Below are 26,269 nucleotides of genomic sequence, written 5' to 3'. Positions count from 1 at the left end.
CTTTTTTTAATCTGCTAGTGCAGCTTTTAGATTACAACCATATTGCATGGTTTCTTGTGCCTGTTTGTATGTGGTATAGCGGTTGATAATAAAATCATAAAATTGGTCAGCATTTGCAAATACCTGACTCAAATCTTCATTTTCGGCATTTGGTAGTTTAACGTCTTTCACCAAGGCTAAGTTAACATGTCCGAGATGATACATTTCAGCAAAATAATGATTCATTACTTCGCAATAGGCAATTTTGGAGCTTTTTAAAGCGGTATTGGCAACAAAATGCTGATTTAAAGTTTTTAAGTTCTGAACATCTAAAGCGGATTGATCTGAAAAAGCCATACTTTCTACTTTTTTTAGTTGGCTAAAATCTGTTGCTAGAGTTTGATTTAATTGTTCAAAGCGTCGTTGTAATCCAGCAGTATCAGCAACTTGATAACTTTTCGGATCGAATGTTTTCTTTTCTTGCTTATTTGCAGAACACGCCGTGAGCGTCATTGCCGTCAGAACGGTCGTAACAAGAAATAATTTCATCAAGGTCTCACTTAAACAATCAAAAGCGCAATCATTATGCCCGAAAATTGCCAGATGATTCGCACCTAAATCGCTTTTTCATTCATATAACGCCAATAACGACGTGGCACATACTGCACATGTAATTTCATATTACGTCGGGCTTCAATATTGACACTTCTAAAATAATCTTTCCAAAGCTGATCATATAAAACTTCATCATCATCCAGTTCGATATTGAAAGATTGACTATGGCCGGACTGTATTTGCCCATCTATGGTTGTGGCATCCATATCCACTTGATGCACCTGTTTTAAGTCATAGTAAATGCCATAGTTGCGTTTTTCATCGTAAATCAACCAACGCTGATCTTGATAGCGTGCCTTAAAATGCCGCTCGATCAAAGGCAATACATTAAAATCAGGTGAGACTAAACTAATAAACAAACCATCCTGACATTTTTTAAAACGCACAAAAGCTTCCATACGATGTTTTTCACGTCCCACTTGCTTCGCCCATTGACTCAGACCCAATACGTCTGCATGACCATAATTCTTTGATACATCTCGCTGCTGCTGAAACACATACACTGCAAAATTAAAGCAATGCTGAAAAGCCTGCTGCTGCTCGGATAAAAACGCATAATAAAACTGCTTCAAAGCACTTTCAGATGCTTTAAGCTTTAATCCTTGCCATACCCGCTGTGCTTGTTCATCGTGACTAGCCACATCAATGACTTCGGCGAAAAGACCTGCCTGCACTTGCCCATCTGTACAAATCTGAATGTCAAATTGCTTAAATTGAAAGGCCCGAAAAACACAACTTAACAATCCTGTCATCGTGCCATCAAAGACATAAATACTCACGACTGTATCCTAAAAACCTAAGTTCAATTGTGGAGAAATTTGCTGCGTATATTTCGACTGGCCACTTTGCAAAATCTGCTGTCTTATTTGATGAGGCTGTTGTTCACGAATAAATTTAGGTGAATCTTCACAGCGTATAAAATGTTGTGCTCTATTGTAGGAAATACCCATACGTTTTAATTGGTCGATATGAATTTTACCAAAACGTCGTGCTTGAACAATTTTTTGAGCAGAACGCACACCAATACCCGGCACACGTAAGATCATCTGATATTCTGCACGATTGATATCCACGGGAAATTGCTCTGGATGACGCAGTGCCCACGCTAATTTTGGGTCAATATCCAGCTCTAAATTTGGATGCTCTTCATCGACCAATTCCGTCGCTTCAAACCCATAAAAACGCATCAACCAATCACTTTGATACAGCCGATTTTCTCGTAATAAAGGAGGTGCTGATCCCACAGCTGGCAGCGCACGCTCCTCTTCATTAATTGGAATATAACCCGAGTAATACACACGCTTGAGCTTAAACTCTTTGTAATGACGGTCTGCCATCAGTATGACATCACGGTCAGACTCTTGATGTGCGCCCACCACCATTTGCGTCGTTTGTCCTGCGGGTACAAATTTAGGAACTGTGCGTATTATTTTTCGTTCATCTTTGAATTGAATCAAACGATCTCGCACGATACCTAAGTCTTTTTGGACTTCAACATGACTTTTTTCAGGTGCAAATTTTTTTAAACCATCTTCTGTCGGCATTTCCAAATTAATGCTCATACGGTCGACATATAAACCTGCTTCGGTAATGATTTCCTGAGATGCCCCCGGAATGGTCTTCAGATGAATATAACCATTAAAATTTTCTTCTAAACGCAGTTTTTTTACCACCTGCAACATACGTTCCATGGTGTAATCCGCCGATTTAAAAATCCCCGAACTTAAAAATAGCCCCTCAATATAGTTCCGACGATAAAAATTCATAGTCAAATCGACCACTTCCTGTACCGTAAATGCTGCGCGCTTTACGTCGTTACTTCGACGGGACACACAATATGCGCAGTCAAAAATACAGACATTGGAAAATAGAATTTTTAATAACGAAACGCAGCGACCATCTTCGGTATAGCTATGGCAAATACCGTTTCCAGTATTACCCAGACCTTTGTCTTTATTTTGGCGCTTACTACCACTCGAAGAACATGAGACATCATATTTGGCAGCATCGGCTAAAATTTGCAGTTTTTCACGGATACGTTCAGACATGGGAGAATTATAAAATTTAAAGTGAATACAGCATCATTTTAAAAGGATCCACCTCAAAAGTCGGGTCATACATCATTACTACGACACGAGGTGTCGCTTAATTTCAAGTACAACTTTCGTGTAAGCAAAAGACCATTTTGATATGAAATAACGAATATTATTTGCTTAATTTCACTCGCTTGGGCAAAGTATTTAGAGTGATTGGAGTATGCACATGACTTTATTAGAAAAACTTGGCATCAAACACCCTATATTTCTTGCCCCAATGGCAGGTGTTTCTACACCTGAACTTGCTGCAGAAGTGTCAAATCAAGGTGGACTTGGTTCACTGGGTTTAGGTGCAAGCAGTGTTGAGAATGCACGTCAACAAATATTACAAACTCAAGAGCTCACTGAACAACCCTTTCAGGTCAATTTTTTTTGTCATGACACAGTAGAACTCGATGAACAAGTTGCTGCCAAATGGATCATGCAATTTAAATCACGCTTTGCTCAATATAATGCAGAAGCTCCAGAAGCACTGAACTGTATTTATCCAAGCTTTAAAGACAATGACCATTTTCTAAACCTCTTATTGGAAACGCGCCCTAAAGCGGTAAGCTTCCATTTTGGTATTCCACATCCACATCAAATCCAAGCCTTGAAACAAGCGGGTATTTTGACTCTAGTTTCTGCAACCAACTTAGCAGAAGCTAAACTGATCGAAGCTGCAGGCATTGATATCGTGATTGCTCAAGGTATTGAAGCTGGTGGTCACCGTGGCATTTTCAATGAAAACTTTGATAGTAGTGTTAAGACACGTGACTTGGTTCAGCTCTTGAAACGCCATATTCAATGCCCCGTTGTTGCTGCTGGCGGCATTATGAATGGACATCAGGCCTATCAAATTATGGAGTTGGGTGCAGATGCTGTTCAATTGGGCACTGCTTTTGTGCAATGCAAAACATCAAATGCAAATGAAGCTTATCGCAAAGCATTATTTGATGCGCCCATCACGCAGATTACATCAAGTATTTCAGGTCGTCCTGCGCGTGGCATTATCAATAACTGGCACACCGATATTGACACGCCGACACGCCCGACAGTTCCGGCTTACCCATATAGCTATGATTTAGGCAAACAATTACATGCAGCAGCAAGTAAACATGGGGTACATGAATATGGTGCTTTTTGGGCGGGAACCAATGTCTCTCAAATACGTGAATTGGAAGCACCCGACTTGATCAATCAATTGGTTTTAGAAATGCGCTTTAACTAAGACCTCGATCAACGCGTCATTTAAACATGAATGCCTACAAAAAAGCCCTCAACATTGAGGGCTTTTTATTAGATCCTTATTTCAAATCAATCTAACTAACTTAAAGCAGCCTACTTTGTATCGAATTGCACAGATCCATTTCGTTTGACTTTAAATTATTTGGTTTCAAGCAAATTGACCTGATCAACTTGAACATCACTCATGATCTGACCATGATCGAGTAAGTGATTAAAATAGTTCTCGACGACTTTATATTGATCTGCTGTAGATTCAACTTTATACATATTTTGGCGGAACTCATTACTAGAGCGTAAACCTTTGGTATACCAAGCAATATGTTTACGTGAAATTCGACAACCTGAATATTCACCATAAAAACCATATAACTCAGATAAATGTCCAAGCAATACGTCACGAACTTCCATAATACTTGGCGCAGCCATATGTTCACCTGTCGTCAGGTAATGTCCAATTTCACGGAATATCCATGGGCGACCTTGAGCTGCGCGACCAATCATGACTGCATCGGCACCAGTATAATCCAATACATATTTAGCTTTTTCAGGTGTATCAATATCACCATTGGCAATCACAGGAATATTGATCAACGATTTCACATCTTTAATTAAGCTATAACGCGCCGTATTCAGATACATATCTTCACGTGTACGACCATGAAGTGCCAATGCAGCAATGCCAGCTTCTTCAGCACGTTTCGCAACGCACATAATGTTTTCATGACCATTTAGATAGCCCAAGCGGGTTTTTAAAGTCACGGGTACATCAACTGCATCAACCACAGCATCTAAAATGCGAGCCACTAAGTCTTCATCTTTGAGTAGTGCAGAACCTGCCAACTTATTACAGACTTTCTTCGCCGGACATCCCATATTAATGTCGACAATTTGCGCACCATTTGCCACTTGATAGCGAGCGGCTTCAGCCAGTTCAGCTGGATCTGACCCTGCAATTTGGGCAGAAATAGGCGCTATTTCACCATCAAAATTGGCACGATAAAGACTCTTTTTACTCATGCGTAGTGTCTTATCTGCCGTCATCATTTCACTGACCGCATGACCTGCACCAAAGTATTTGCAAAGTGTACGAAATGGGCGATCTGTAACCCCTGCCATCGGGGCGACAAAAATAGGGGAATGCTTTGATTTATCAAACAATTCTGCAATTACGTTGTTTTTACTCAATTTTCACTTTCCCATATTCTCAAAGGTTTTACATCATTTTCAATCATTCTTAACTATTCTTTACGCCTTATTTGCGCCATAATCACCCTTGTGGCGTAAATCCAACTTTATGGCGTAAATATGGGAACAATTGCAGAACGAACTACAGCAGATGGTAAAACTCGATACAGAGCTCAAATACGAATAACTCGTAAAGGCTTACCACCATTTATTAAAACAAGAACTTTTGCAAAAGAGTCATTAGCCAAAGAATGGATTAAGCGACTTGAAGCAGAGATTCTGGTTAATCCTGCTATTCTAAATCCAGAAGCTAAGGTTGTGTCAAAAACTTTAGAACAATTCATCACTCAATATTTAGATGAAATTAGTGATGAATTTGCTGATACCAAAACTGCAGCACTAAAAAATATCTGTAATTATGATATTGCCCATAAAGATGCTTATACCCTTTCACGTCAAGATTTCTCATCATTTGCCATTGAACGACGAAAAGGCAATCCAATTGAAATGATAGATGGAGTTGCCCCAGCAACTGCATTAAAAGATTTATCCCATATCTCATCGGTCCTAAACCATGCTGAACTTGTATGGGGTGAAGATGTTGCACATGCAAAAAATGAATTGTCACATTCGCTAATCGGTCTAAAAAAAGCTCGTATTGTTACTAAATCAAAGGAACGTGATCGTTTAATCACATCAGAAGAACTTCATATTCTGACCAATCACTTTTATAAAGGCTGGAAACGAGTTCGCAATGCCATTCCTATGCACCTGGTCATGTGGCTTGCGATCTATACAGGTCGTCGTGAAGGTGAACTATGTGAAATGCGTTTAGCTGATTTTGACAAAAAAAATAGTCAATGGAAGATCAGAGACGTTAAAAATCCAGATGGATCCAAAGGAAATCATAAGTTTGCCCATTTAGAGCCTAATGCCCTCCTCATTATTGAAGAATTACTTGAACCTTCTACTCGAAAAAGAATGCTGGAGCTGGGTTATAGTGATGAGCTTTTATTACCTGTCAATGTACAGACGGTCAGTGATTATTTTCGTAGAGCATGTCGTTTAAATGGAATTGAAGATTTAAGGTTCCATGATTTACGCCATGAAGCTGCAACACGCTATGCAGAGGATGGCTTTACGATACCGCAACTTCAAACAATTACATTACATTCATCATGGAATAGTCTTAAACGGTATGTAAACCTAAGAAAACGTGGTGAACGTTTAGATTATCAGACAGCTATTCAATTTGCCCGACAACAATATGACGATAATTATTCTAAATTTGCTTTAAAACAAAGGTATGTATCAGCTGCTGATATTGCGGATGCAGAGGAAGCTTATTCTCAAGTTCAAACACCTGACGTTATAAATACTGAATTTTCTTTTATCAAAGAACAGTTGGAAAGATTTATGAAATCATTCCGCCCGACTAAAAGTGTTAAAGATATGTATAAAGAAAAATCCAATATACAAAACATATTTGCATGGAATGATGTGCAACAGTCTTTTGTAGTCCCATACATACAAAATGCTTGGGAAAATTGGTTTAATGATAATGGGGTTATTGATTGGAAACAGCTTCCAAATGATACGACTCACTTTAGCATCAAAGGGTTAGATGTATTAAAAATTGAAAATGAACGTGTGTACAAATGGGAAAAAGAAATAGAAAAATGGTTTGATATTACTAAATATTTTGATGCTGATGTTTCAAACCTTATCAAGAAATAAACCCTCAATTGAGGGTTTTATTTGGTTCTGGCCAGCTTTCATTTAATCGCCTGACATCAATGACGTGTCCATCAGCTTTTTCTGCCAAGCTTCGATATTCTGCTGTGCAACTTTCGAGTAGCTCTGAGTTGGCAATGGTGTAGTTAATGATGGTTTGCTTGGGAGCACTGGACAAACGTTTGTTGGCTTCACTGAGTTGCTTTGACATGCTATCAGCTGAAAACTGAGCATTACGAGCATCACTATTGGCAGCTTGGATTTGTTTAATTGCATTTTGTTCAACCTCTATAATTTTAGCTGACCATGTTTTCATAATGGTGGCTTTTTCCTCTTGAGCCTGATCAATTGCATCTTGATAAGGCTTAATAGCATCAGCTATTGCTTTAGTTTTAACTTTTTCAGAATCTGCCAATTTTCCAGCAAGAGAATTGGCATAAAAAACATAGCCAAAGATAAATATCATCAAGCCTAAAATGATGTATTTGTAAAATTTACCTAACACGGCATCAATCATTTAAACCACCCTTTAATCATAGAAAGTTTATTTTTACGATCATCAAAGCCATTTAAACCGCCATTAATACGACGAGTAATCGTGGTTACATCATCATAATCTGCAAATACATTTAAGTTATTTTCAGACCAGTATTTGCAAGCTACAAGCATTCCAACACTTGGCAGCGCAACAATTGCAGGGTTATTTTCAAAGTCAATTCCAAGTTCTTGACCATACTTACGATAATTAGCTCGACCAGTTAACTGGATTGGTCCTCGACCTTTATAACGCACACCGTCGCCTTTGTTTACATTACCTAAGTCTTTTCGACCTTCATAAGCTACACCTGAAGCAATTTCTTCCATATAGCGAAAATTTCCGCTTTCATGAGCAAGTTGAGCAAAGAAATGACAAAAGCGTAACTGCGTCTTGATTGAATATGTCTCTAAGTGCACATTTGCTGCTAATGCTAATTCAGTAGCTCGTGCAGGATTAGCACCAAGTTTTTGAAATACAGCTGTTAAAGTATTACGCCCAAGAATTCCATCAGCTTTCACGCCAACGGCTTTTTGAAGTTGTGTAATATCAAGAGTATTCATCAATTTTTCCCACCTTTACCATTACTAAGTATTGAAATAAAGGCAGCTTTGACCTCACTAATAACCTCAGATAAAGGTTTACCATGCATCAATGCAATAGACTGATAAAGAATGCCAATCCCTAATAATCCAAAAACTGCAAACATAAGCATCACAAAGCCTTGAGCCATGTGAGAATATTTTGATAATTCGTAATATTCAATAAATGCTGAACCGCCATAAAGGCTGACTGAAACGCTGAATAAAAACTTGCCTATAACACCCAAAGACACTTGAATTTTTCCGTTTTTATCAATGTCACCACTTAATACCAGGGCAAGAATAGCCCCCACTACGGCAGGCACAACTTTGATGATCCATGGAATTGTGTTTTCTTGCATAACTTGCCCCGAAATAAAACTCTACTTTATTTCGTAGAGTTTTATTTAAAGGCGGTTATTTAGCGAACCTTACAGGGGGTTGATACTGCTTTAAAATTAAACTATCGTGATTTCATATAATTATTATCTTTGAGATGCGCATGAGTGTATTAAAAATTACAACGTTTATTTTACTGTGTATTCCAGTAAATCTATATGCAGGGGTTTACAAATGGGTTGATGCAAAAGGTAATGTTACCTATTCAAGTAAGCCACCACCTAAGGGTACTAAGCAACAGAATATAGAAACTTTACGATCGTTGGGTACAACCAGTACACCAGCACCTAAACAAACTTATCGCTCTAATTCATCCATTCCTGACACGTATGTAAATCACTATCAGGGCACTCGTCAAAATACTTATACTGTGCCTCGTCAGCCTACACGCTCTGCTGAAGATGAAGCATTGCGCCAAAAAATTATTCAGGAAGCTAGCACACCGATTAAAGGATCCAGAGGTTTAACTACTAACCAGCGTAATACATTAGCAGCAATGAATGGCGTAAATGTATCTAGTGGTGATAGTTACTCAAACTCAAATAGCTCTTACTCTGCCCCAATGACACAACGTCAGCCATCCACAATAACAAACTGTGATGGTGCAGGTTGTTGGGGGTCGGATGGTACTCGTTATAATCGTGGTGCAGGTGATACTTATTTCCCTTCTACTGGTGGCTCATGCCAAAGTGTGGGCGGACAAATGCAGTGTAATTAAACAATTAAAGCCGACACTAAGTCGGCTTTTTAATCTTTCTTAGTTATATAACTCATTAAAGCATTTTTTAACTCTTCATCAATATTCTTTTCCATAACTAATGTTGTAACGATTGTTTTTAATATCTCTTCTTGTCTTTTGAAACCTTCAACAATTTTATCATTTACAGAAAAATAATCATTCATCTGATCTTTTGCTTGATCTAATTTAAAGCTTGCCTCTAAGCGAGCAATTATATCCGCATTCATTGATCTGTTATGGTCTTTAGCTGACTGAGTAATCCTATCCCTTAACTCTTCTGACCAACGAAGTTTGTATTGTGGATCACGTTGATTTGCACTCATAACCATAAACCAAAATTAAAAATACATGATAAAGCACCTCTTTGGTTCTTGACAATGGTCACCAAGAGGTACATTATAAATATCACCAAGAGGTACATATTATTGGAGCAATATATGTTTGATGATGAACCACGTCCAAAACAGCGTGGAACGCAATACAAAGTTCGTTTACCAGATGAATTACACACATGGCTAAAAGAAATGGCAGAAAAGCATGATCGTTCTATGAATTATTTAATTGTGAAAGCAATTAAGCAGCTCAAACAACAACAGGAGCTTTAAAAATGAATGCTTTAGTAAAACCAGTAGTACAAGTTGCAGAAAAGCAAACTGCAATTATTGAATTTAAATCTGAACCAGTTCTATTGACAGAACAATTGGCAGAATTTTACGGAACTGACTCAGTTCGTATTCGCCAAAACCATGATCGTAATAATGAACGTTTTGTCGAAGGTAAGCACTTCTTCAAAATTACAGGACAGGAATTAAAAGATTTTGCGAGTAGCTTAAAGATACTCACAAATTATCCTGAAATATCTAGTAAAACTCGCTCCCTAATGCTTTGGACAGAAAAAGGGGCTGCGCGTCATGCCAAAATTCTTGATACGGATCAAGCGTGGAGCGTATTTGAACAACTTGAAGATTGTTACTTTACTGTTAAGTCATTTCAAGAATCACCAATCAATGCCTCTGGCAAGAAATCAAATGTTCGTGAAATAAGTAGCACACTTAAATGTTGTTTAAGTATGGCAAAAATGATCGGACTTGAAGGTAATCAGGCTATTTTATCTGCTGACCGAGCTGTTCAAAAGATAACTGGTGAATCACCTTTACAATTGTTGGATGCCACACATTTACATTCGCCAGTGCAAGAACAGGTATTTACGCCAACCCAAATTGGTGAAATGTTAGAACCTAAATTAAGTGGTCAAAAAGTTAATAAGGTGCTTGTTGATTTAGGTTATCAAGTAAAAGAAGATGATATCTGGTTGATGACTGAAAAAGCTCAAGGTTTAGGTGAATTATTTGATACAGGTAAAAAACACAGTGACGGTGTTCCTGTCAAGCAACTCAAATGGTATCAATCTGTGGTGCAGTTAGTAAAAGGATTTGTAGAATGAATGTATCAACTGACCAATTAGTCAAAGACCTTGACGAAAATTTTCACAAAATGACACGCGAAGAACTTTTAGAGGATATTGCTTATCGTATTCAATCTCAGCGTGAAATGCTAGTTGAAAACTGGAATGAAAAGAAACAGATCAAATTTGAAAATATGGAGATGCGTAAAGCTTTAGAACAAGGAACAAAGGTGCTTGAAAAAGCAACAAATGAAATGGTGCGTTGTGAAACGCTACTCAAGCAAGGAACTAAATCTCTTTTAGTGTGGCGAACTACAAGTTATTTACTAGGATTAATTATATTAATTTTGAGCTTAATCATTTGGAATCTTAACAATGTTTAATTCAGACAATAAAAAAGCCCTTCAATGTAATCTTGGCGGATTCAAAGGGCTTTGGAGTTGTTAACAAAGGAATATTAACGATGAACAATATAACCCAATTCACCCAAGACAAGCAAGTTCAAGTCAGTGAGCAACAATTACGGAGTTTGCTTGAATTTGTGCGTATCGCAAATAATCGTTTTGATGAAATTTCAGCATTAACAACTGTAATTGCCGAAAAGTCAGAACTATCACCAACAATCAAAACTTTGGCACATTTAGCTTCATCAATAGCAAATAACTTTCGAGATATTTGTGTTGAAGAATTTGATAACTTCAAAGAATGCTCACCTGACTTGGTAAAGTTTTTTGCAGAGGAGTTGGCAGCATGAATGCAATTGTTCCTGTACAAATTCAAATGATGACAAGTTTGGAAATTGCTGAACTTGTTGAAAAACGCCATGACAATGTTAAGCGTACTATTGAAACGCTTGTAAACACTAGCGTTATTGTTCAACCTCAAATTGAGGATGAACAATCTACTGATAAAATGGGTCGTACTCGTACTACTCAAGTTTATGTATTCACAGGTGAACAAGGTAAGCGCGACAGTATTATCGTGGTTGCCCAACTTTGCCCAGAATTTACAGCTCGCTTGGTAGATCGTTGGCAAGAACTTGAAGCTCAAGTTGCTCAACCAGTATTTGATATTTCAAATCCTTATCACCTACTACAAGCAATTGAAACTCAGGCAAAACAAAATATTGAACTAACCCAAAAAGTTGAAAAACTTGAGCCCAAAGCGCAAGCACTCGATACCATTGCTGAAACAGTACATACCTACTGTATCCGTGAATGTGCCAAAACAATTGGAATAAAAGAAAAGGATCTCATTAATCTTTTACTTCAAAAAAAATGGTGTTATCGAGATGCTGAAAAGAAATTACAACCACATGCACAGTATGTGTTGAATGGTGTTTTTACCAATAAAGCATCACCAGTAATCAAAAATCAAAATGATGGTCAAGAGCGTGTATTTTTACACATGCGAGTGACAGCATTTGGCTTGACTAGGATTACAGGTTTAGTAAATAAGGAAAAACTCAAATAAAATCCAATAAAGAAGCCACCGCAAGGTGGCTTTTCCCTTTAACGATTAAACGCAAACCCACCTTGCTCCTCAGCACCTTTCTGCCGTTTAGTAAGGTATACACCTCCATCACCAGTTTCTTTTGCTTTACGCTCAGTAGCTTTATAGCTTTGCATAAGGTTCATACGACTAATTCGCATCTTTGGATTTTTCTCGGCAGTTTTTGCATTAAATTCCAAAATTTCAGTCCATACTTTATTCATGCCATCACTGTCATCTTCTTGTCGAGCCACCACCCACTTGCGCATCAACTCACGTCGATGATCTTCCAGCTTAGTTCTATATTGGAAAATCGCAGACCGCCCCTCGTATGAGGTTCTTACCGATGCCGGTGAAAAACCAATGGCTTGAGAAAATAACTCAACCCCTGTGACATCCTTATCATGAATCACATCCTTATTTTTGGTTAATACCCCCTCATCAGCATAACGGTAAGACTTCATCGCATTTTTAAGAAAAATCGGCAGCATAGTCTCTATACCACGACCGTAACCACCTTCTTGAATTTGTTGCAAGCCTTTTACTGTACTTGTGCTAATACCTACGACTGGTCCAAGTAATGCAGATTGCATTGCGGTTGCCCAATCCGCCCCCTCAAGACCCTCTTGCACATCAGGAATAATTAAATTGTTTAAACCGACACGACCCGACAAGTCGACTGGACTTAATGCGCGAGGCACACCACCAAACACCAAATCTGCAAAAAAAGGATGAATATCTGCCAACCAGTTTCGGATTACAATTTCCAACTCATAAGGGTCTTCCTCGTCGCCATCCGCAGCACCAAAGAACGCCACAGCCCAAGCCGCAAAAAATGCAGCAGAACCGAGTTTACTTTTCTTTGCGATTAAAATAGAGGCAGTGAAAAGCATTCCTGTAATTGGTAATCCAATTGCACCAGCTGCCAAAGTCGTCATACCCAAAATACCAGCCAAAGCACGACGAGCCTCTTTTTGTTCATTCGGGTCGAGCGCATATATTGACTGATGGGCATTGCGAACTAAGGTATACAGCATATTTTGTGCATACTGCTTAAATAAAAGAAGGACTTTAGCAACATTACCCTGCATAAAACGTGCTCGGTTCCCTGCTGAGTAATCAAAATGCCCTCTATATACCGCATCCATTGCTTGTTCAAAAGCTTCGCTGTGGGTTGACTTTGAGCCATCCAAATTAACATGCTGACGAGCCAACCGATAAGCTGCAATAAAAGTAACCTCACGGTTAAATCGCTCCGCATGATGGAACATGCCACTTGCCAAACGCATAGCAGGTCGGAAATACCACATTACTTTACTGTCTTCCCCTTGAGCAATACCTGCTAAATCATGAGCCTGCGTAACATCAATCACACCACGCTTTACAGCTTCTTCATATGCTTTAAGCTCATCACCTTGTAGCCTATTGGCAATATTAGGATTATAGACATTGCCTATTGTTTTTATGGCATTAGTTACACTTGAAAAATCAGGATTCTCATAACCATCTTTTAAGCCTATACCAAACTCTCCTGATGCTTTCAGTAACTCTTTACCTGCTTTATCAAACCCCCATTTAGCCCCCATAATCGGGTAAGCAACCAATGCTGTTTGAGATAAGTTGACGATGGCAGCTGCAGGTGATAAACCCATGTAATACATGAAACCAACACTTGTGAGAAAACTTGATATTGGAGACCCTTTAGGATTCATTAAATTTTCATGACGTTTCTCCATTTCATCAATAACATCATTAGCAGAATTCTGGTCATAGCCAATACCCTTGTTAAATTGCTCATTAGAATACTTTTTCATATCATCAATTTGTTGAGCTAACTGATCCCCATAACGCAATTTTCCTAAATAATTTGCACCACTAAACATATGTTGAGCAAATGCACGACGAGCATCCTGACTGAATCCAGCAGTACCCTTTCGATGGATACCATGTTTTGCCCAGGATAAATCAGGCATAGATGATAGATATAGTTGACTTAAAGTATCTTCAAAATCCGCTTGAGCGTTTTTATCTAAACCTAGGTTTCCAACTTCATCAAAAAGATCAGACATGAATCCACGACCAACGCTGTCACGACTTGCATTGAACTCCGCATCTTTTTTTACGTCATCAGCCTTATATTGTGGATATTTTTTTATTAACTCTGCACGAACCGATTCAGCTTCATTTTTAGTTTCAGCACGACTAACAACCTCAGCCTCACCATTTTGGTTTCGCAGTACCACCACGTATTTACCAAAACGAGCTAAAGGAAAATAGACACCTTTAATTTGACCAAAAGAACCCTCGATATTTTTTAGCAAATCAGCTTTTTTCTGGCTGCTTAAAGCTGATCGCAAAATGCGTTCTCTAATCGCTTCACGAACTTTGGCATAATGCCCACTATAGGCATTCCTGGCTTTTTTATACATTGCTTGAGCTTCAGGAGATAAATTATTATAGGCATGAATCAATTGCTGATATTTAACTTTGTTATCCCCCTGTTGGTATGGTTTAGCAGGGTCAATTTGAGCTAAAGTTGCATCATGCATTACATTTGCTAAAGCTTCTTCATCCTTTAATTTAGACCACTCACGCACAATATTATCTGCATTAGCAGCTATATCATTTTTATCAGCATCCATCTGAGCAGCTAGTTCATTATATTTGTTTAGTGGTGGAAGTAGTTTTCCGTAAACCTCCGTTAAATGCCGACGACTCAATAAGCCTAATCCGATTTTCAACCAATCGACACCTTTTTTATTAATCCAGTCACCTGTTTTGGGTAAATTTTTAAACCCATTAGCGATACGTTTGGTAATATCATCATAGTTAGAACTTCGACTAAATCTAATATCTGAACTTTCACTATTAAATGTGCCTTTATTCCCCTCAGCCATTTTTACTTGATTAGGCTCTAAGGCAACAATATATTCGTGATTTTCAAACTGATGAACAATTCCCTGATATTTCCCAGAAGTTGTCGCTTCTACAAATTCATCACGTGAAACATTACCTGTAGTTTTGAACACATTCCGAATGTTTACAAATAATGGAAGTACAAAGCCATTTTCCCCACGGATATTGGCGTATACATCTGCTGTATCAAAACTATCAGTTAAGTAAATGCCATCCCCTAATAAGCCATGACCCTGCTTAAATTCATTAAACTCGGTGGCGGTACCATGATAAACAACCTTAGGCTCCCCATTTTCATCTAATACCTGTGAAGCATTTGCTGCATCATTTTCCCAATCACCAAACCATTTCTTAAATTCTGGTGTCCGGACTTGTAACCATTGTTGTTCTGAAAGATGTGTCTTTGCACCGTTTGGTGCTGTCATCCATTGATTTGTACCATGATATTTTTGACGAATTAAATCCAATGATGATTGATGTTTAATTTGCCCAATCATACGCTCTGATAATGCAAGCATATCATCAGGATTCAAATTAAGATTGATACCAAAATTATCAAATACCCATGCTTTTACATACGAAACAATATTGTTAATCAACTTTTGCAGTGCATTCCGTTGAATCACATTACGTTGTTGCATAGTAGATGAAAGGGTTAATAAATATGGTAAATATTCAAGCTGCTGACGTTCAGAGCCTTGTTCACGTTCTGCAAGCATCTTTGCAGCCATAGCAATAGGATTGCCCTGATCAACCAATTTATTAAATTGATTCATCAATTCATTATATTGTTTCTGGTTCATCATATTTTGAAAACCAGCATGACCACCCAACTCATGTAAGAATGTTGGCACTGTGCTTTCAGCAGTCAGATTCGATGCAACGAGTACGGCTTTACCGTTGTAATAGAAGCCCTCAACACCCTCGACCTGATAATCCTGAATAATTTCAAGCTTACCTTGTCGTTCAAGCTCATCAATGGTCTCTTTACCAAAACGATCAATCAACACGTCTCGTACTTGTTGAGTTGTAGAACCTGAATTACTTTTAGTGCGACGGCTATAAAGTGGAGTATCAGAATTGTTCTTAGATGAAAATTCTTGATTTTTATATTTACCAAAATAGCTTCGATCAACTACAGCCTTACGAGCTTCTGACAAAAACATCATCAAATCGGCATCATTGTAACGTGAAAGGAATTTATCAAAGCCACGATCACGGAACCACTGACGAATATATCCAATAACTTCTTTTAGCTTTTGACGCACAAAAGGACGTGACTTGGCATTTTGAGCGATAAAGGCAAATAGCTCAGAAACCAAAGCTTGCTGAACATCTGATTCGGTATAAATTTCATCTTTAACACCTTGAGTGTATGGTTCAATATATGCACTTTCAAATTGCTGCATATCCACGCCATTATCTTTTGCTATTTTACGAATACCCTCAAGCTTACCCAGAGCATTAAATAGTTGTTGAAATTTGGTCTTATACTCATTTCCAAATAGCTTTTGAACACCAAAATGCCCAACAATTTCATGGGTTAATAATTCCTCATAAGCATCAAATGTAGTAAGCTGTTTATTGCTATCCCCATAAACCTGATCAGCAACCACATAGAGCGTGCCATCATGCCAAACACCGCTTACATCATAATTTTGGGTTTTGCCATTTTCATCTTTGTAGGTTGCATCATTTTGTATGACTTTCGGAAGATCGCTAAAACTAGAAATAACCTGAACACTAAACCCATTGGAATTCACATTCCCGACTTTGTTGACCCCGATCCTATTATTAAGACTGACATTGATACGCCCCCTAGAAGACGCATCTTGTGTAGCGGACATTTTGAGATGTTGAAGAATAGAAAGGACTCTACGAGTAGCACTGACAACGGATAAGGGAGTAAAGGTCGTGTCTAATGGTGAAGCACCTCTACGCTCGTTATCAGGTTTTAATTTGTCACGACTATAAAGTTTAATCCCTGTTTCTGTTTCTTCTGTTTTTAGTGTATCAACCAAATCAGAAAACTTTGCATTGATTGCTTTTCGTTCTGTACCAGTAGGAAATGGTCGCTTAAAACCCCATGGGGTAAAAATCGCAGCACTCTCAGGGCCAAAATTCAGAAACGGACTGTAGCCACTATTTTGAGAAATTTTATCTTCTACATACCCTTGGAATGCACGTGCTGTCATTTCAGGAGTAGTAATCCAATAATCTGTACCGCGTCCCTGATCTAACTCTTTTGCGTTCATAGCAAAATCCGTTGGTATCATTTTCGCTTTCTCTGTACCATTTTGAGCTTCTGCCAATAGTTTGAGGCGTTGGGCATAGGTATTCATGTATTGACGTAATCGGTCTAGTACACCCTTTTGTTCAGCATTAAACCCTGATCTACCACGGACAGATTTATAAATCACACTTAATTTATCTAGGGCATCATTAGACCAACGTGCACCACTAAATATATTTCGACTATTCTTATTATTGTTGTGACGTATTTCCGTAGTAAGTGCCGTACCTGTAAGCAATAACTCAGCAACCGTATCAAACTCAGCCAGCTGTTCAGCTGAGGCAGCTTTGTTAAAGCGCTTGTAATATTTAGGATCAAGCTCACGATTAAGATCAGCACGTAACTTATCTAATTGATCTTTTAAGTTGTTTCTCGCAGAACTAACGAAGCTTTCAACCTTAACAGTATCTTCAATATAGTTTTCAGATTTTCTAAAAATTGTCTGTACCAATTGTTTATAGGCTTCTTGCACATCTTCACGAACATTTGATTTATAAGAGAATCCAGAAGTGACGCTCATATCTTCAAAGTGTTTTGCAATCTTTAATGATCGACTGCCATCCGCATTCGTTACCCATTCAGATGGGGCTTTGCCATCTTGTCGACCAAAATAGTGATCTAGTGCATGCCACCATTCATGAGCTAATGAACCTGCGCCATTCAATTTGGTCAAGTTAATCACAGCACGTTCAGGTTCATAGTGCGCTTTTGCACCACTTAATCCTTGCCCTCTAGCACCAAACGCTAAAGCGAGTTCCCCATTTAAGCTAATTGCTGCAGGTGGGATATTTAAAATCTCAGCCAAGTCCATGAGACCATCAAAGGCATCATTTAATAGCTCTTGGCGTTCTGCCTGATTATTCCAGTTCCCAAATTCAACACCACGGAAACCAAACACACGAATAAAATCGGCATCTTTAGCATCACCTTTACGGCGATCTAGTCCTTTTCTTACCGTATTTTCAGGTCGAGGAAGATCAATTTCCCCAAAAGTTGTATTGGTTTCTAGAATTTCAATCGCATGGATTGCCATATATTTCATAGCATCTTCACGTGTTTGAAATTCTTGTTCGACAACTTTAACGCGCTTCCGATCACTAATTTCACGATAGATAGAAAAGCTATCTTTTCCAGCAGCCCACACACGATGCTTTTGAGCTACAGCTAGAATTGGTAGTGCAAGTTCAGCATCTTTTTGGGAATCAAAAAATTGTTTGCCTAGTTGCTTGGCATTCCCCTTCCAATCCTTTTTTCTTGTATCCGTGATAATCCATTTACCAACTTCATTTGGATTACTTGAGGCAGCAATTTCAGTAATCTCAAATCGCTTGGCCCAAGTTGGACGATTGTCCTTTGTAGTAGTGCCAGAGGTTTTGGGGCCAGTCTTCACTGAAGTATCTTTACGAGCACCACCAATTTTTTCACCAAAATCTTGAATCGTTTCTTTTTCAGATGTTGGAGCTGTCTTCTTTAAGGCTTTTGTAGGCTCTGATTGTTCTTGCGCTGTTTCACTTCCTGCAATAGCTCCTCGTCCTGATCGTCCACCGCCAACTGTGCCAGTGTCTGGTTCATTAGGTTGCGGGCTAGTGAAGATGTCTTGTTGCTTTTCGGTTTCTTGTCGTCTGACTTGTTCATGTGTAGTCCTTAAAATTTCTGCGCCAGTAGGGTCATTCTCACCAAACAAGTTGACACCTGATTTAGTGGAAAGTGCATTATCAATATAGTATTTAAGTGCAGTGGCAACTTTCTCACGGCTTCTTGCACGAGTCAGTTTATCACCTGAGTAAAAGATTCTTAGAAAGTCTTGTGTAACTTGATCAATTTCACCTGAAAAAATATCACTTTGATTCATTAAATCAAAAACAGATCGACCTTCTCTACGTGCCTTTTTAATAAGATTTACAGCTTCCAATAAGTTGGCCGTAATATCTACATCTTTTGAAATGACACCCTGATCAACCATTTCAAGCATATTTGCCCAGAACCCTGAAACATCCATTAAGGCACCACCAATCGCCTTAATATTACTGTCAGAACTTTCAAACAAATCAGAAATCAAAGTTTGATCACCATAGGCACGTGCAACCAAGGATGCTTGAATACGACGTAAACCTTTTTGGGTCAAAACACCATCTGCACCTAATAAGCTACCTCGCTCATTCGATGATGCAATTCCATTGACATAGGATTTAACAAAGTTTCTATTCTGTGCAGAGTCAATTTCCCCACCATAAAACTGATGCAAAATAGAACCTAATTTTGCAGCATCGGATTTCGCCTGTTCAGTATCGCTCAACTCAAGTGTGGAGCGTTGGTTCGCCTCACCTGTATAAGCAATACGTTCTGCAGAAGTCATTGGTGTAATACGTTCACGTACTAATACAGGCGCTGTCATACCATCAGTGTTATATCCCTGCTCTTTCAACCACTGTCGATAATGCTCTGCCTTGCCTTCCATATATGCTTTAGTAATCGCCATAGAACGACCATTACCACTTTCAACAATGTTTTCCACTGAAACAATTGGTGCTCCATCAGAAGCATTCGGGTTTTCACCAAGCAATAATGGATTTAACTGATTCGCAATTTCCGTAATTTGCATTTGTGACGCAGCGCGAGTACGGTCTCTTGGTTGTAACTCTTGAGGATAATTAGGATTAATTTGTCCATTAGGATTATTTGATGTGATTAAATCAGCAGCTTCCACTAACTTATGCTGAACCTCAAATGAACGTCCAGTTGCTGTAGTCACAACTTCCTTTTTATCAGCAATACGATCTGATTTAGGCTGAACTTTTTCACTGACTGGACGCACGGTATCATCATTATCCAACCAGCTTTTAAACTCATCTTTTGATAATGAACGAATAGGACCAACTTTCCATCCTGGATCAAAGTTAGATTTATACGCTTGCTCAGCCTCTTCTAGGCTTTGATACCCAAGCATAATTTTATGCTCATCAAATTGATCATTATCTTGATTTAATTGATCAACGATAAAGACACGTTCTGATTCAGGGTTCTTGCCTACATACACATCTAACTGTTCTTGGTCTGCCCCTTTGGTTTTTTTGATATAACCATAATGGTCACTCATCGTGTGCGACCAGTCACTACCATCAGGGTTTTTACCACTACGTGTGGAGCCACGCGGACTTTCAATAGCAATATCTAAACCATGAACCTTAATGTGGCCTTTTTTATAATTGCCTGCTTCAATTTGTGCTTGTGTAGGTGCTGGTAAATTATTACCAGAACTAGTTGCAGCTTCATTCGCTGCAACATCTATTTTTTGTTTGTGTTGTTCATTTAATTTTTGGGTTTCTACCTGTTTTAACTTACCATTCAGACTGTTAAGTTCACGTCTTAATTGGGCTTTTTGGGCCACGCTTGTTTCTGCATCAAACTTTTGTTGGGCCTCTTGAATACGTGTATTTAAATCAAGTTTTTCGGTCTCAATATCAGATGCTGTGGCTGTACTTGTATTATTGCTAACTGCACCACTGTTGCTATTTCCCTGAGATTGTAAAGAACTCAATAACTCAGGTTGCGTCGCAGCCTGTTGGCTTTCACCCAAAAAAGTACGGTAATCTGTAGGTACAGAACTTAATTGCTGACCATCTTCCTGCTCAGCTGAGTAAGTTAATAATCCTGTTGATGTCACTCCACTATCTACAGCCAAAGCCGCTGCAGATGACATAGGGCCAGTATTAGGGTCAATGCCCATGCGTTCAGATGGTAATTGCGGTTTTGGAGTATCTAAATAGTTGCCACTTGGTGAATTATCATTTGGCTTAGGTGTGTCTGGTGAATTAGGAGTAATTGGTGCATCAGGATCATTATTTGGATTAAATCCAAGTAAATTAGGATTAACACCCGTACCAATCTGATTACCTAGATTCCCCATTTCTTCTGTCGGTTGATTAAGGAATCGTCCATTTTTATTATTGATATAATGTGATAAATCAGCCAATAATTTTTCATAATCTTGTGCATTCCAGACTTTTTCTTGTTCCTGATGCGACCGTAAACGATACTCATCTAATGAGTTTTTTTGATATTCAGCTTCGGATTGTGTCCAATTCTTTTCTATCGCTCGTTGCTGTGCAGAAGATTCCAACCAATCACCAGTTTTACCCGCACCACTGACTGTACCGCCCATTGCCATACCAGCCAAAGTACCCATGACTGCTGCATTTTCAACACCATCATGCCAAGGCTTATCTAATGCCAAGTTCTGTAAAATTTGCTCTGAAACGGATTGAGGTAATTCTTCTAAAAAGCCTTCTGAAATTGCACCTTTGATCACAGCAGTTGGAATTGCACTCATCGGTGTCTTAGCGATTTCCTCACCCACTTGTTGCGTGGTTAAGCGCCCTGTTTGCATGGCTGTATCAACATCTGATAAGCCCATTTTCTGAGCAAGACGACCACCAGCATAGCCAAACAAGCCACCAAGGGCACCAGTAGCCGCACCTGCTAAAGATTGATCTGCGGTTAAGCGTCCATCTACGGTTTCTTGGCGAATTTGTTCAGCTTGGCTACCTGCCATAACTGCACCTTCACCAACAGCACCAGCTACAACTGGATTGGCTATACCAGAAGCACGACCTAATACACCACCCAGTAGCATTGAAGGGAGAGATTCAGCAACAGTATTTGTGATAAGTGATGGGTTGTTGATGGCATTTTTTGTTATATCAACAGCATTGTCGAATTTTTTACCAACCTTTGTTGCGAAGTCGTCACCTTCCTCAATTTTTCGATTGCCAATATTTGCAGAATCTTTTAATTGTTGTTGGTATTGCTCAGACTGCCAACCTGTCATTACATTTTTGGCAGCTTTTGGGTCGTAACCAAGTTTTTCGGAAAGTATTTTACCTGTAGCACCATCGGACATCATGTCACTTAGACCGACTGCTACCTCACCTACGGCTACCGTACCCTTGCCAAGAAAGGAAACTGCATGATCTTTTGCTTGACCAAGAAAACCTTTATCTTTCTTTTCTTTAGGTTGTGAAATTTGACCATTATCCCAATCTATTTGATTTGGTTCTTGAATAGTTCCTTTTTCCCAATCGATTTGGTTTTGATCTGACATGACGCACTCCTAATTTTATGCGTCTATCATGGTTTTTATTTAGAATTTGGTCGAACCTTACAGGGGATAAAAAAACCACCCGAAAGTGGCTTTAGAATTTAGTCTTTTAACTGTATATAATCACCATTATAAAGATCTATATTTGTCAAGTCATGGCAACTCTTGGAAGACTTATTTGGTTTTTCTTTAACACTATCCTCAACCTTTAAAGGAGGTAATAACTTGTTTCTACTAAACATTTCAACCTCCTTCTGCACACGACTTAAATTCTTCATGATCAATCAATCCCATCTAAGAATGAAACGATATCTTCATCACTTATATTTTCAATACAGTAATCAGTGATTCTCTTACTTGAATTAGTAGTTGTTTTCATGGCTGTAGATTTGCCATCAATACTAACTTCTAATACATATAAATTACCCTTTTTATCTGTTTTTTTCCATCTTTTTATATCATCACTACCAATTGTATATTCCCAATCCAAGAGGTTAGAGTCGATATCCGCGATAGCATTGATAACATCTAAAGCAGATTGAAATCTTTTAGTTTTATCTACATGCATACACTTATTAATAACTTTTCTTAACTTATCTGGAATGTGGGGAGGATATTTTGTTCTGTCAGGAAATGTTCCTTTTTTTAAGGAATTTATGAAATTTTCTTGTGAACCCAACATATCCCATTGTTTATAAAACTCCGCATCCCCACAACACATTCTATAAAGCGATACCCCTACTTGATAAATATCAAAAGTTCTATCAAAGCTTAAATCTCCTTTAGAATACCCATCTATAAACTCAGGTGGAATAATTCTTGTATAAACTGATGAGACCCATGCAACTCCATCATCATTTACTAACTGTGTCAGTCCAAAATCAGATACCATTGCTTCATTTCTATCTGAAAGCATTATATTATCTGGTTTAATATCAAAATGAATTAATCCCTTCGAATGTATATTATGCAAACCACTTAGAAACTCAACCGCATATTTAATCACTTCCCTAGCAGTTAATTGTTTTTTAGCTAATAGACTTTTAATAGTCCCATTTTTATAAAATGGCATTGCTATATAGATATTTCTATCATCTTCACAAGCATAATAAAGCTGTACAACATTTGGATGAGAGCTTTTAAATAATTTTCTTGCCTCATCATAAAAATCGTTTAGGTCTACAATTGTCTCATCATCTTTTCGATATTCAATTTCTTTAATTACCACTTCCCCATCAATATTTTTATCATGGGCTAAATAAACTTTTGAATTCTTACCTTCAGCACCAATTTCTCTAGTTTTTTGAAATGATACTATTGCTTTTTGACATGGATACATCATAGTGCTGCTCCATAGCCTACTAATGCAGCTTCTTTACTTTCAGAATTGGTACATAAAGCCCATCTGTTAATTTTCGCATATTGAGATTTACTTTTTAATAAGTCTCTATAAAGTTCTTTATTAATATCAAGTTTTTTTGAAATTGACATTAGTTGACCTGTAAAATAACTATTAACACTACTACTAGAAAATGCTTCTTGAATAACACCCTCAATATGTAGCCGATTAATGTTTACGTTTTCAGAGACTGTTTCAGCAATTCTTATACCTGCAACTTGAATATCATATTCTCGAATAATATCAAGCACGGTATTTCGGACATATTTTAATTTAGCTGGAAAGTCTAAAGCTAATGGTATCTTTATAGTTTCGACGTTAAGTATATCAGCCTCACTATCTGTATAATCAATAACTACAAAAGTAACTTTTTTGGGTTCAACCCTAATGCCTAGAGAATTCATACGAATTTTTAAATCCTATAACTTATAAAGTATTACGTTAACTTCGTAATTTTTCACATAATATCACCCAAAAAAACATTAGCAATCTGATTTTGGGTGATGTTCAATATTGAACTAACTCTAGTTGCTTACTGATATTTCGCAGGAACTTTATTTTAGAGGGTAGAAAATACAAGATATCCTATCGGCTGTTAGTTGAGCAATTCATACTCAACACAGTCATTTCTATTGCTGAACCCAATTTTCGCCATCCCAAACAGCAGTCTTATCACCTACCTTTGAAATTGTACCCACCGCTCGTTGTGGAGGAGTCCCCTGTGGCGTATCAACAAATTGCCGTGTCTGAGTATCAAACAGACGTTGCGGTTGAGTAAGTGTCCCTTCAGCTTTGTCATCCCACTGCTGACCACCACCCACAGTCATATAACGGTCTTTACCAGTATCTGCTTTATTACCTGCATAACGATTAATTTTTTCTTGAATGGATTTACGATCTTCATCCGATTTCGCAGAATCATATTGCTCGTACAATTTCTCTAATCGTGCTGAATTACGAATGCCAAAACCTTTTTCAGTGGCATTAAGATTAAATTCTCGATTCGCTAAATCATTGGTTGCTTGGAATTTTTGTGCATCAAATCCTAAATTTGCATTAAATCGGTTATTTGTACCTTGCTCACCTAGTTCTGTACGATAGTTCTGTCCAGCTTGCCCCATGGCTTCACGCTGTAAAGCAGCAACATTGTTTGCATCAGTGGTATAACGTTGATTTGCACGATTATCCTCACCTTGCTGTAAATCAGACAAAGTACGGACTTGATTAGCAGTTAATCCTCTTGCCCCTGCAATCGGTGTACTTGCTGCACGAATTACAGCTTGACGTTCAGCTTCCTGTGCATCATTACGTTGAGGTGCTTGTACAGGATTATTACCATAACCTCGCATACCCAAGCCTAAATTCATTTCACGTTGAGCAATTGCATTTTGAATCTGTTGTTCAGTCGGTCCCATTTCTTGAGTATTAGCAAATAAATTTGCTACCCCACGAGGGTCATTCACTGGTCTTACTTTGAATCCTAGTCCTTCGCCTTCTCTAATACCATCTGCTCGTGCTTGAGCTGCTGCACTAGGATTAGCATAGCTAAAGCTGTTTCCTTTTTGCTGAATAGCATAAGGATCAGAATTTTGTACAGAGTTTGATTGAGTCTGGGCTTCAGGCTGTGTTTGTGTGGTAGGTGGTGCTTTATTATTACCAAATGGATTGTTTACAACAGCATTTGGATTATTCTGTTTAGTATTAAATTCAGGTTGAGCTGCTTTTGCTTCACTTGCAATACGTTGTTTATCAGCATAAAAGCGTCCAGCTTGTCCAAAGGTTAAAGCATTGCCCAAGTCTGACGCATAACCTAATCCTCTGATACCGAAGTCTTTAGCAAACCCTTTTACAGTACCAAAATCTTCAGGTGACTGATCACCAAAACCAAAACGTTCCCGATAGTCTTCACTTGGTGTGGCAGCATTTGCAAATAAGGCCGATGCCGCTCCTAAATATCCAGTGCCTTTTACAAGTTTACTGTTATTAACGAAATTTCTTACGCCTGCCCCAAAACCACCTCCTTGTGTTGGTGCTGGATTACTTGGACTTGCTGATGTTGAGCTGGCTGTTGAAGATGTATTTACTGTTGTGCTTGGTAAAGGTCTGCTCACATCACGAGTGATACCAGATACATCACGCATTTGTGGTCCACCAATTCTATTTTGTTGTGCACGACGAATATCATCTGCACTTGGGTAGGCACTTGGTACCAGTCCACCATTTGCAAAAAATAACTCAGGTTTATTTTGACCAGGCTTGAAACCCAATTGAGGTTGATCAACAGGTACATGTGTTTGATTTTTCATGGCATCAAGTGTTTGCACACCAACCGAATGAACTTGGTCAGGCGAGAGTTGGAACTCACCGTTACTGAGATTAACTGGCGTGGGGCTCCCCATATTTTTTAAATTATTGGTACCAATCTGCTGAGTAGAATCAGCAGGCATAATATAGCTACCTGCTGGAACATTTTTTTTAATATCATCAGAAGTGCCAGTACCTGCACCTTGAATTAGTCCATTTTCATCTTGCTTTGAACGTTTTTTTAAGCCGTACATGACACTTATTCCAATATAA

General features: G+C 38.4%; 20 protein-coding genes. 8 read left to right on the top strand and 12 right to left on the bottom strand.

Annotation, left to right across the window (positions count from 1 at the left end):
• Positions 1-6 precede the first annotated feature (6 nt).
• The 3 genes from FTT98_RS01805 to FTT98_RS01795 all read right to left on the bottom strand — a co-directional run bounded on the left by FTT98_RS01805 (position 7) and on the right by FTT98_RS01795 (position 2,642).
• On the bottom strand, positions 7-528 hold the full coding sequence (locus FTT98_RS01805) for a hypothetical protein (RefSeq protein ID WP_180176926.1): 522 nt from the start codon (positions 526-528) through the stop codon (positions 7-9).
• 65 nt (positions 529-593) lie between these two features.
• A complete protein-coding gene (locus tag FTT98_RS01800; RefSeq protein WP_180176925.1) occupies positions 594-1,373 on the bottom strand; it encodes a TIGR03915 family putative DNA repair protein in 780 nt (259 codons plus the stop codon).
• 9 nt (positions 1,374-1,382) lie between these two features.
• Positions 1,383-2,642, bottom strand: coding sequence for a putative DNA modification/repair radical SAM protein (locus tag FTT98_RS01795; protein WP_180176924.1), 1,260 nt, complete (start codon positions 2,640-2,642; stop codon positions 1,383-1,385).
• 214 nt (positions 2,643-2,856) lie between these two features.
• Here FTT98_RS01795 and FTT98_RS01790 point away from each other — a divergent pair, with 214 nt between their 5' ends.
• Positions 2,857-3,900, top strand: coding sequence for a nitronate monooxygenase family protein (locus FTT98_RS01790; protein WP_111883795.1), 1,044 nt, complete (start codon positions 2,857-2,859; stop codon positions 3,898-3,900).
• Positions 3,901-4,055: 155 nt separating this feature from the next.
• On the opposite strand, the gene dusB is transcribed toward FTT98_RS01790, so the two are convergent.
• Entirely contained in the window at positions 4,056-5,075 is a 1,020-nt protein-coding gene (dusB, locus tag FTT98_RS01785; protein ID WP_257230173.1) for a tRNA dihydrouridine synthase DusB, read from the bottom strand.
• A gap of 147 nt (positions 5,076-5,222) precedes the next feature.
• On the opposite strand from dusB, the gene FTT98_RS01780 reads away from it, so the two are divergent.
• The gene (locus FTT98_RS01780; protein WP_180175489.1) at positions 5,223-6,839 is read left to right on the top strand and encodes a tyrosine-type recombinase/integrase; all 1,617 of its coding nucleotides are present in this window, start codon (positions 5,223-5,225) and stop codon (positions 6,837-6,839) included.
• A gap of 4 nt (positions 6,840-6,843) precedes the next feature.
• Here the strand turns inward: FTT98_RS01780 and FTT98_RS01775 are convergent, their stop codons facing one another.
• The 3 genes from FTT98_RS01775 to FTT98_RS01765 are packed head-to-tail and all read right to left on the bottom strand — an operon-like array spanning position 6,844 to position 8,314.
• Positions 6,844-7,353 (bottom strand): hypothetical protein, encoded by a 510-nt coding sequence (locus tag FTT98_RS01775; protein WP_180176922.1) that lies wholly within the window; start codon positions 7,351-7,353, stop codon positions 6,844-6,846.
• Positions 7,350-7,934: a glycoside hydrolase family 19 protein gene (locus FTT98_RS01770; protein WP_174498793.1), complete on the bottom strand. Its 585-nt coding sequence runs from the start codon at positions 7,932-7,934 to the stop codon at positions 7,350-7,352. Before FTT98_RS01770 ends, FTT98_RS01775 begins: the two co-directional genes overlap by 4 nt.
• On the bottom strand, positions 7,934-8,314 hold the full coding sequence (locus tag FTT98_RS01765; protein WP_180044781.1) for a hypothetical protein: 381 nt from the start codon (positions 8,312-8,314) through the stop codon (positions 7,934-7,936). Before FTT98_RS01765 ends, FTT98_RS01770 begins: the two co-directional genes overlap by 1 nt.
• Before the next feature lie 140 nt (positions 8,315-8,454).
• Between FTT98_RS01765 and FTT98_RS01760 the strand changes: the two genes are divergently transcribed.
• Entirely contained in the window at positions 8,455-9,069 is a 615-nt protein-coding gene (locus tag FTT98_RS01760) for a DUF4124 domain-containing protein (RefSeq protein WP_180176921.1), read from the top strand.
• A gap of 29 nt (positions 9,070-9,098) precedes the next feature.
• Here FTT98_RS01760 and FTT98_RS01755 read toward each other — a convergent pair whose 3' ends face one another.
• Positions 9,099-9,413 carry an Arc family DNA-binding protein gene (locus tag FTT98_RS01755; RefSeq protein ID WP_004761343.1) on the bottom strand — a complete coding sequence of 105 codons (315 nt, stop codon included), beginning with the start codon at positions 9,411-9,413 and terminating at the stop codon, positions 9,099-9,101.
• 114 nt (positions 9,414-9,527) lie between these two features.
• Between FTT98_RS01755 and FTT98_RS01750 the strand changes: the two genes are divergently transcribed.
• The 5 genes from FTT98_RS01750 to FTT98_RS01730 all read left to right on the top strand — a co-directional run bounded on the left by FTT98_RS01750 (position 9,528) and on the right by FTT98_RS01730 (position 11,968).
• On the top strand, positions 9,528-9,695 hold the full coding sequence (locus FTT98_RS01750; RefSeq protein ID WP_180176920.1) for a CopG family ribbon-helix-helix protein: 168 nt from the start codon (positions 9,528-9,530) through the stop codon (positions 9,693-9,695).
• Between the two features lie 2 nt (positions 9,696-9,697).
• Complete coding sequence (locus FTT98_RS01745; RefSeq protein ID WP_180176919.1) at positions 9,698-10,534, top strand: ORF6N domain-containing protein; 837 nt, start codon at positions 9,698-9,700, stop codon at positions 10,532-10,534.
• Positions 10,531-10,878 (top strand): hypothetical protein, encoded by a 348-nt coding sequence (locus FTT98_RS01740; protein ID WP_180176918.1) that lies wholly within the window; start codon positions 10,531-10,533, stop codon positions 10,876-10,878. The genes FTT98_RS01745 and FTT98_RS01740 overlap by 4 nt, the downstream gene beginning before the upstream one ends.
• Before the next feature lie 80 nt (positions 10,879-10,958).
• On the top strand, positions 10,959-11,249 hold the full coding sequence (locus FTT98_RS01735) for a hypothetical protein (RefSeq protein WP_004761346.1): 291 nt from the start codon (positions 10,959-10,961) through the stop codon (positions 11,247-11,249).
• Positions 11,246-11,968, top strand: a complete 723-nt coding sequence (locus FTT98_RS01730; protein WP_010112790.1) for a phage antirepressor KilAC domain-containing protein — start codon at positions 11,246-11,248, stop codon at positions 11,966-11,968. The genes FTT98_RS01735 and FTT98_RS01730 overlap by 4 nt, the downstream gene beginning before the upstream one ends.
• A gap of 38 nt (positions 11,969-12,006) precedes the next feature.
• Here FTT98_RS01730 and FTT98_RS01725 read toward each other — a convergent pair whose 3' ends face one another.
• The 4 genes from FTT98_RS01725 to FTT98_RS01710 all read right to left on the bottom strand — a co-directional run bounded on the left by FTT98_RS01725 (position 12,007) and on the right by FTT98_RS01710 (position 26,250).
• Positions 12,007-22,296, bottom strand: coding sequence for a PLxRFG domain-containing protein (locus FTT98_RS01725; protein WP_180176917.1), 10,290 nt, complete (start codon positions 22,294-22,296; stop codon positions 12,007-12,009).
• 277 nt (positions 22,297-22,573) lie between these two features.
• A complete protein-coding gene (locus FTT98_RS01720; RefSeq protein ID WP_180176916.1) occupies positions 22,574-23,635 on the bottom strand; it encodes a serine/threonine-protein kinase in 1,062 nt (353 codons plus the stop codon).
• On the bottom strand, positions 23,632-24,096 hold the full coding sequence (locus FTT98_RS01715) for a hypothetical protein (RefSeq protein WP_180176915.1): 465 nt from the start codon (positions 24,094-24,096) through the stop codon (positions 23,632-23,634). Before FTT98_RS01715 ends, FTT98_RS01720 begins: the two co-directional genes overlap by 4 nt.
• Before the next feature lie 225 nt (positions 24,097-24,321).
• Positions 24,322-26,250: a hypothetical protein gene (locus FTT98_RS01710; protein WP_180176914.1), complete on the bottom strand. Its 1,929-nt coding sequence runs from the start codon at positions 26,248-26,250 to the stop codon at positions 24,322-24,324.
• Positions 26,251-26,269: the final 19 nt, after the last annotated feature.

The organism is Acinetobacter sp. YH12039, assembly GCF_013420015.1.
In the GTDB taxonomy this organism is placed as follows: domain Bacteria; phylum Pseudomonadota; class Gammaproteobacteria; order Pseudomonadales; family Moraxellaceae; genus Acinetobacter; species Acinetobacter amyesii.
Note: the sequence above shows the minus strand (reverse complement) of the source record. Positions and strands in the feature narration are given on the sequence as shown.

Bases quoted from the DNA above. Each gene is read 5' to 3' on its own strand.
- FTT98_RS01805 (WP_180176926.1), bottom strand. From the start codon at position 528: ATGAAATTATTTCTTGTTACGACCGTTCTGACGGCAATGACGCTCACG.
- FTT98_RS01795 (WP_180176924.1), bottom strand. From the start codon at position 2,642: ATGTCTGAACGTATCCGTGAAAAACTGCAAATTTTAGCCGATGCTGCC.
- FTT98_RS01790 (WP_111883795.1), top strand. From the start codon at position 2,857: ATGACTTTATTAGAAAAACTTGGCATCAAACACCCTATATTTCTTGCC.
- FTT98_RS01780 (WP_180175489.1), top strand. From the start codon at position 5,223: ATGGGAACAATTGCAGAACGAACTACAGCAGATGGTAAAACTCGATAC.
- FTT98_RS01775 (WP_180176922.1), bottom strand. From the start codon at position 7,353: ATGATTGATGCCGTGTTAGGTAAATTTTACAAATACATCATTTTAGGC.
- FTT98_RS01770 (WP_174498793.1), bottom strand. From the start codon at position 7,934: ATGAATACTCTTGATATTACACAACTTCAAAAAGCCGTTGGCGTGAAA.
- FTT98_RS01765 (WP_180044781.1), bottom strand. From the start codon at position 8,314: ATGCAAGAAAACACAATTCCATGGATCATCAAAGTTGTGCCTGCCGTA.
- FTT98_RS01760 (WP_180176921.1), top strand. From the start codon at position 8,455: ATGAGTGTATTAAAAATTACAACGTTTATTTTACTGTGTATTCCAGTA.
- FTT98_RS01755 (WP_004761343.1), bottom strand. From the start codon at position 9,413: ATGAGTGCAAATCAACGTGATCCACAATACAAACTTCGTTGGTCAGAA.
- FTT98_RS01750 (WP_180176920.1), top strand. From the start codon at position 9,528: ATGTTTGATGATGAACCACGTCCAAAACAGCGTGGAACGCAATACAAA.
- FTT98_RS01745 (WP_180176919.1), top strand. From the start codon at position 9,698: ATGAATGCTTTAGTAAAACCAGTAGTACAAGTTGCAGAAAAGCAAACT.
- FTT98_RS01740 (WP_180176918.1), top strand. From the start codon at position 10,531: ATGAATGTATCAACTGACCAATTAGTCAAAGACCTTGACGAAAATTTT.
- FTT98_RS01735 (WP_004761346.1), top strand. From the start codon at position 10,959: ATGAACAATATAACCCAATTCACCCAAGACAAGCAAGTTCAAGTCAGT.
- FTT98_RS01730 (WP_010112790.1), top strand. From the start codon at position 11,246: ATGAATGCAATTGTTCCTGTACAAATTCAAATGATGACAAGTTTGGAA.
- FTT98_RS01725 (WP_180176917.1), bottom strand. From the start codon at position 22,296: ATGTCAGATCAAAACCAAATCGATTGGGAAAAAGGAACTATTCAAGAA.
- FTT98_RS01720 (WP_180176916.1), bottom strand. From the start codon at position 23,635: ATGATGTATCCATGTCAAAAAGCAATAGTATCATTTCAAAAAACTAGA.
- FTT98_RS01715 (WP_180176915.1), bottom strand. From the start codon at position 24,096: ATGAATTCTCTAGGCATTAGGGTTGAACCCAAAAAAGTTACTTTTGTA.
- FTT98_RS01710 (WP_180176914.1), bottom strand. From the start codon at position 26,250: ATGTACGGCTTAAAAAAACGTTCAAAGCAAGATGAAAATGGACTAATT.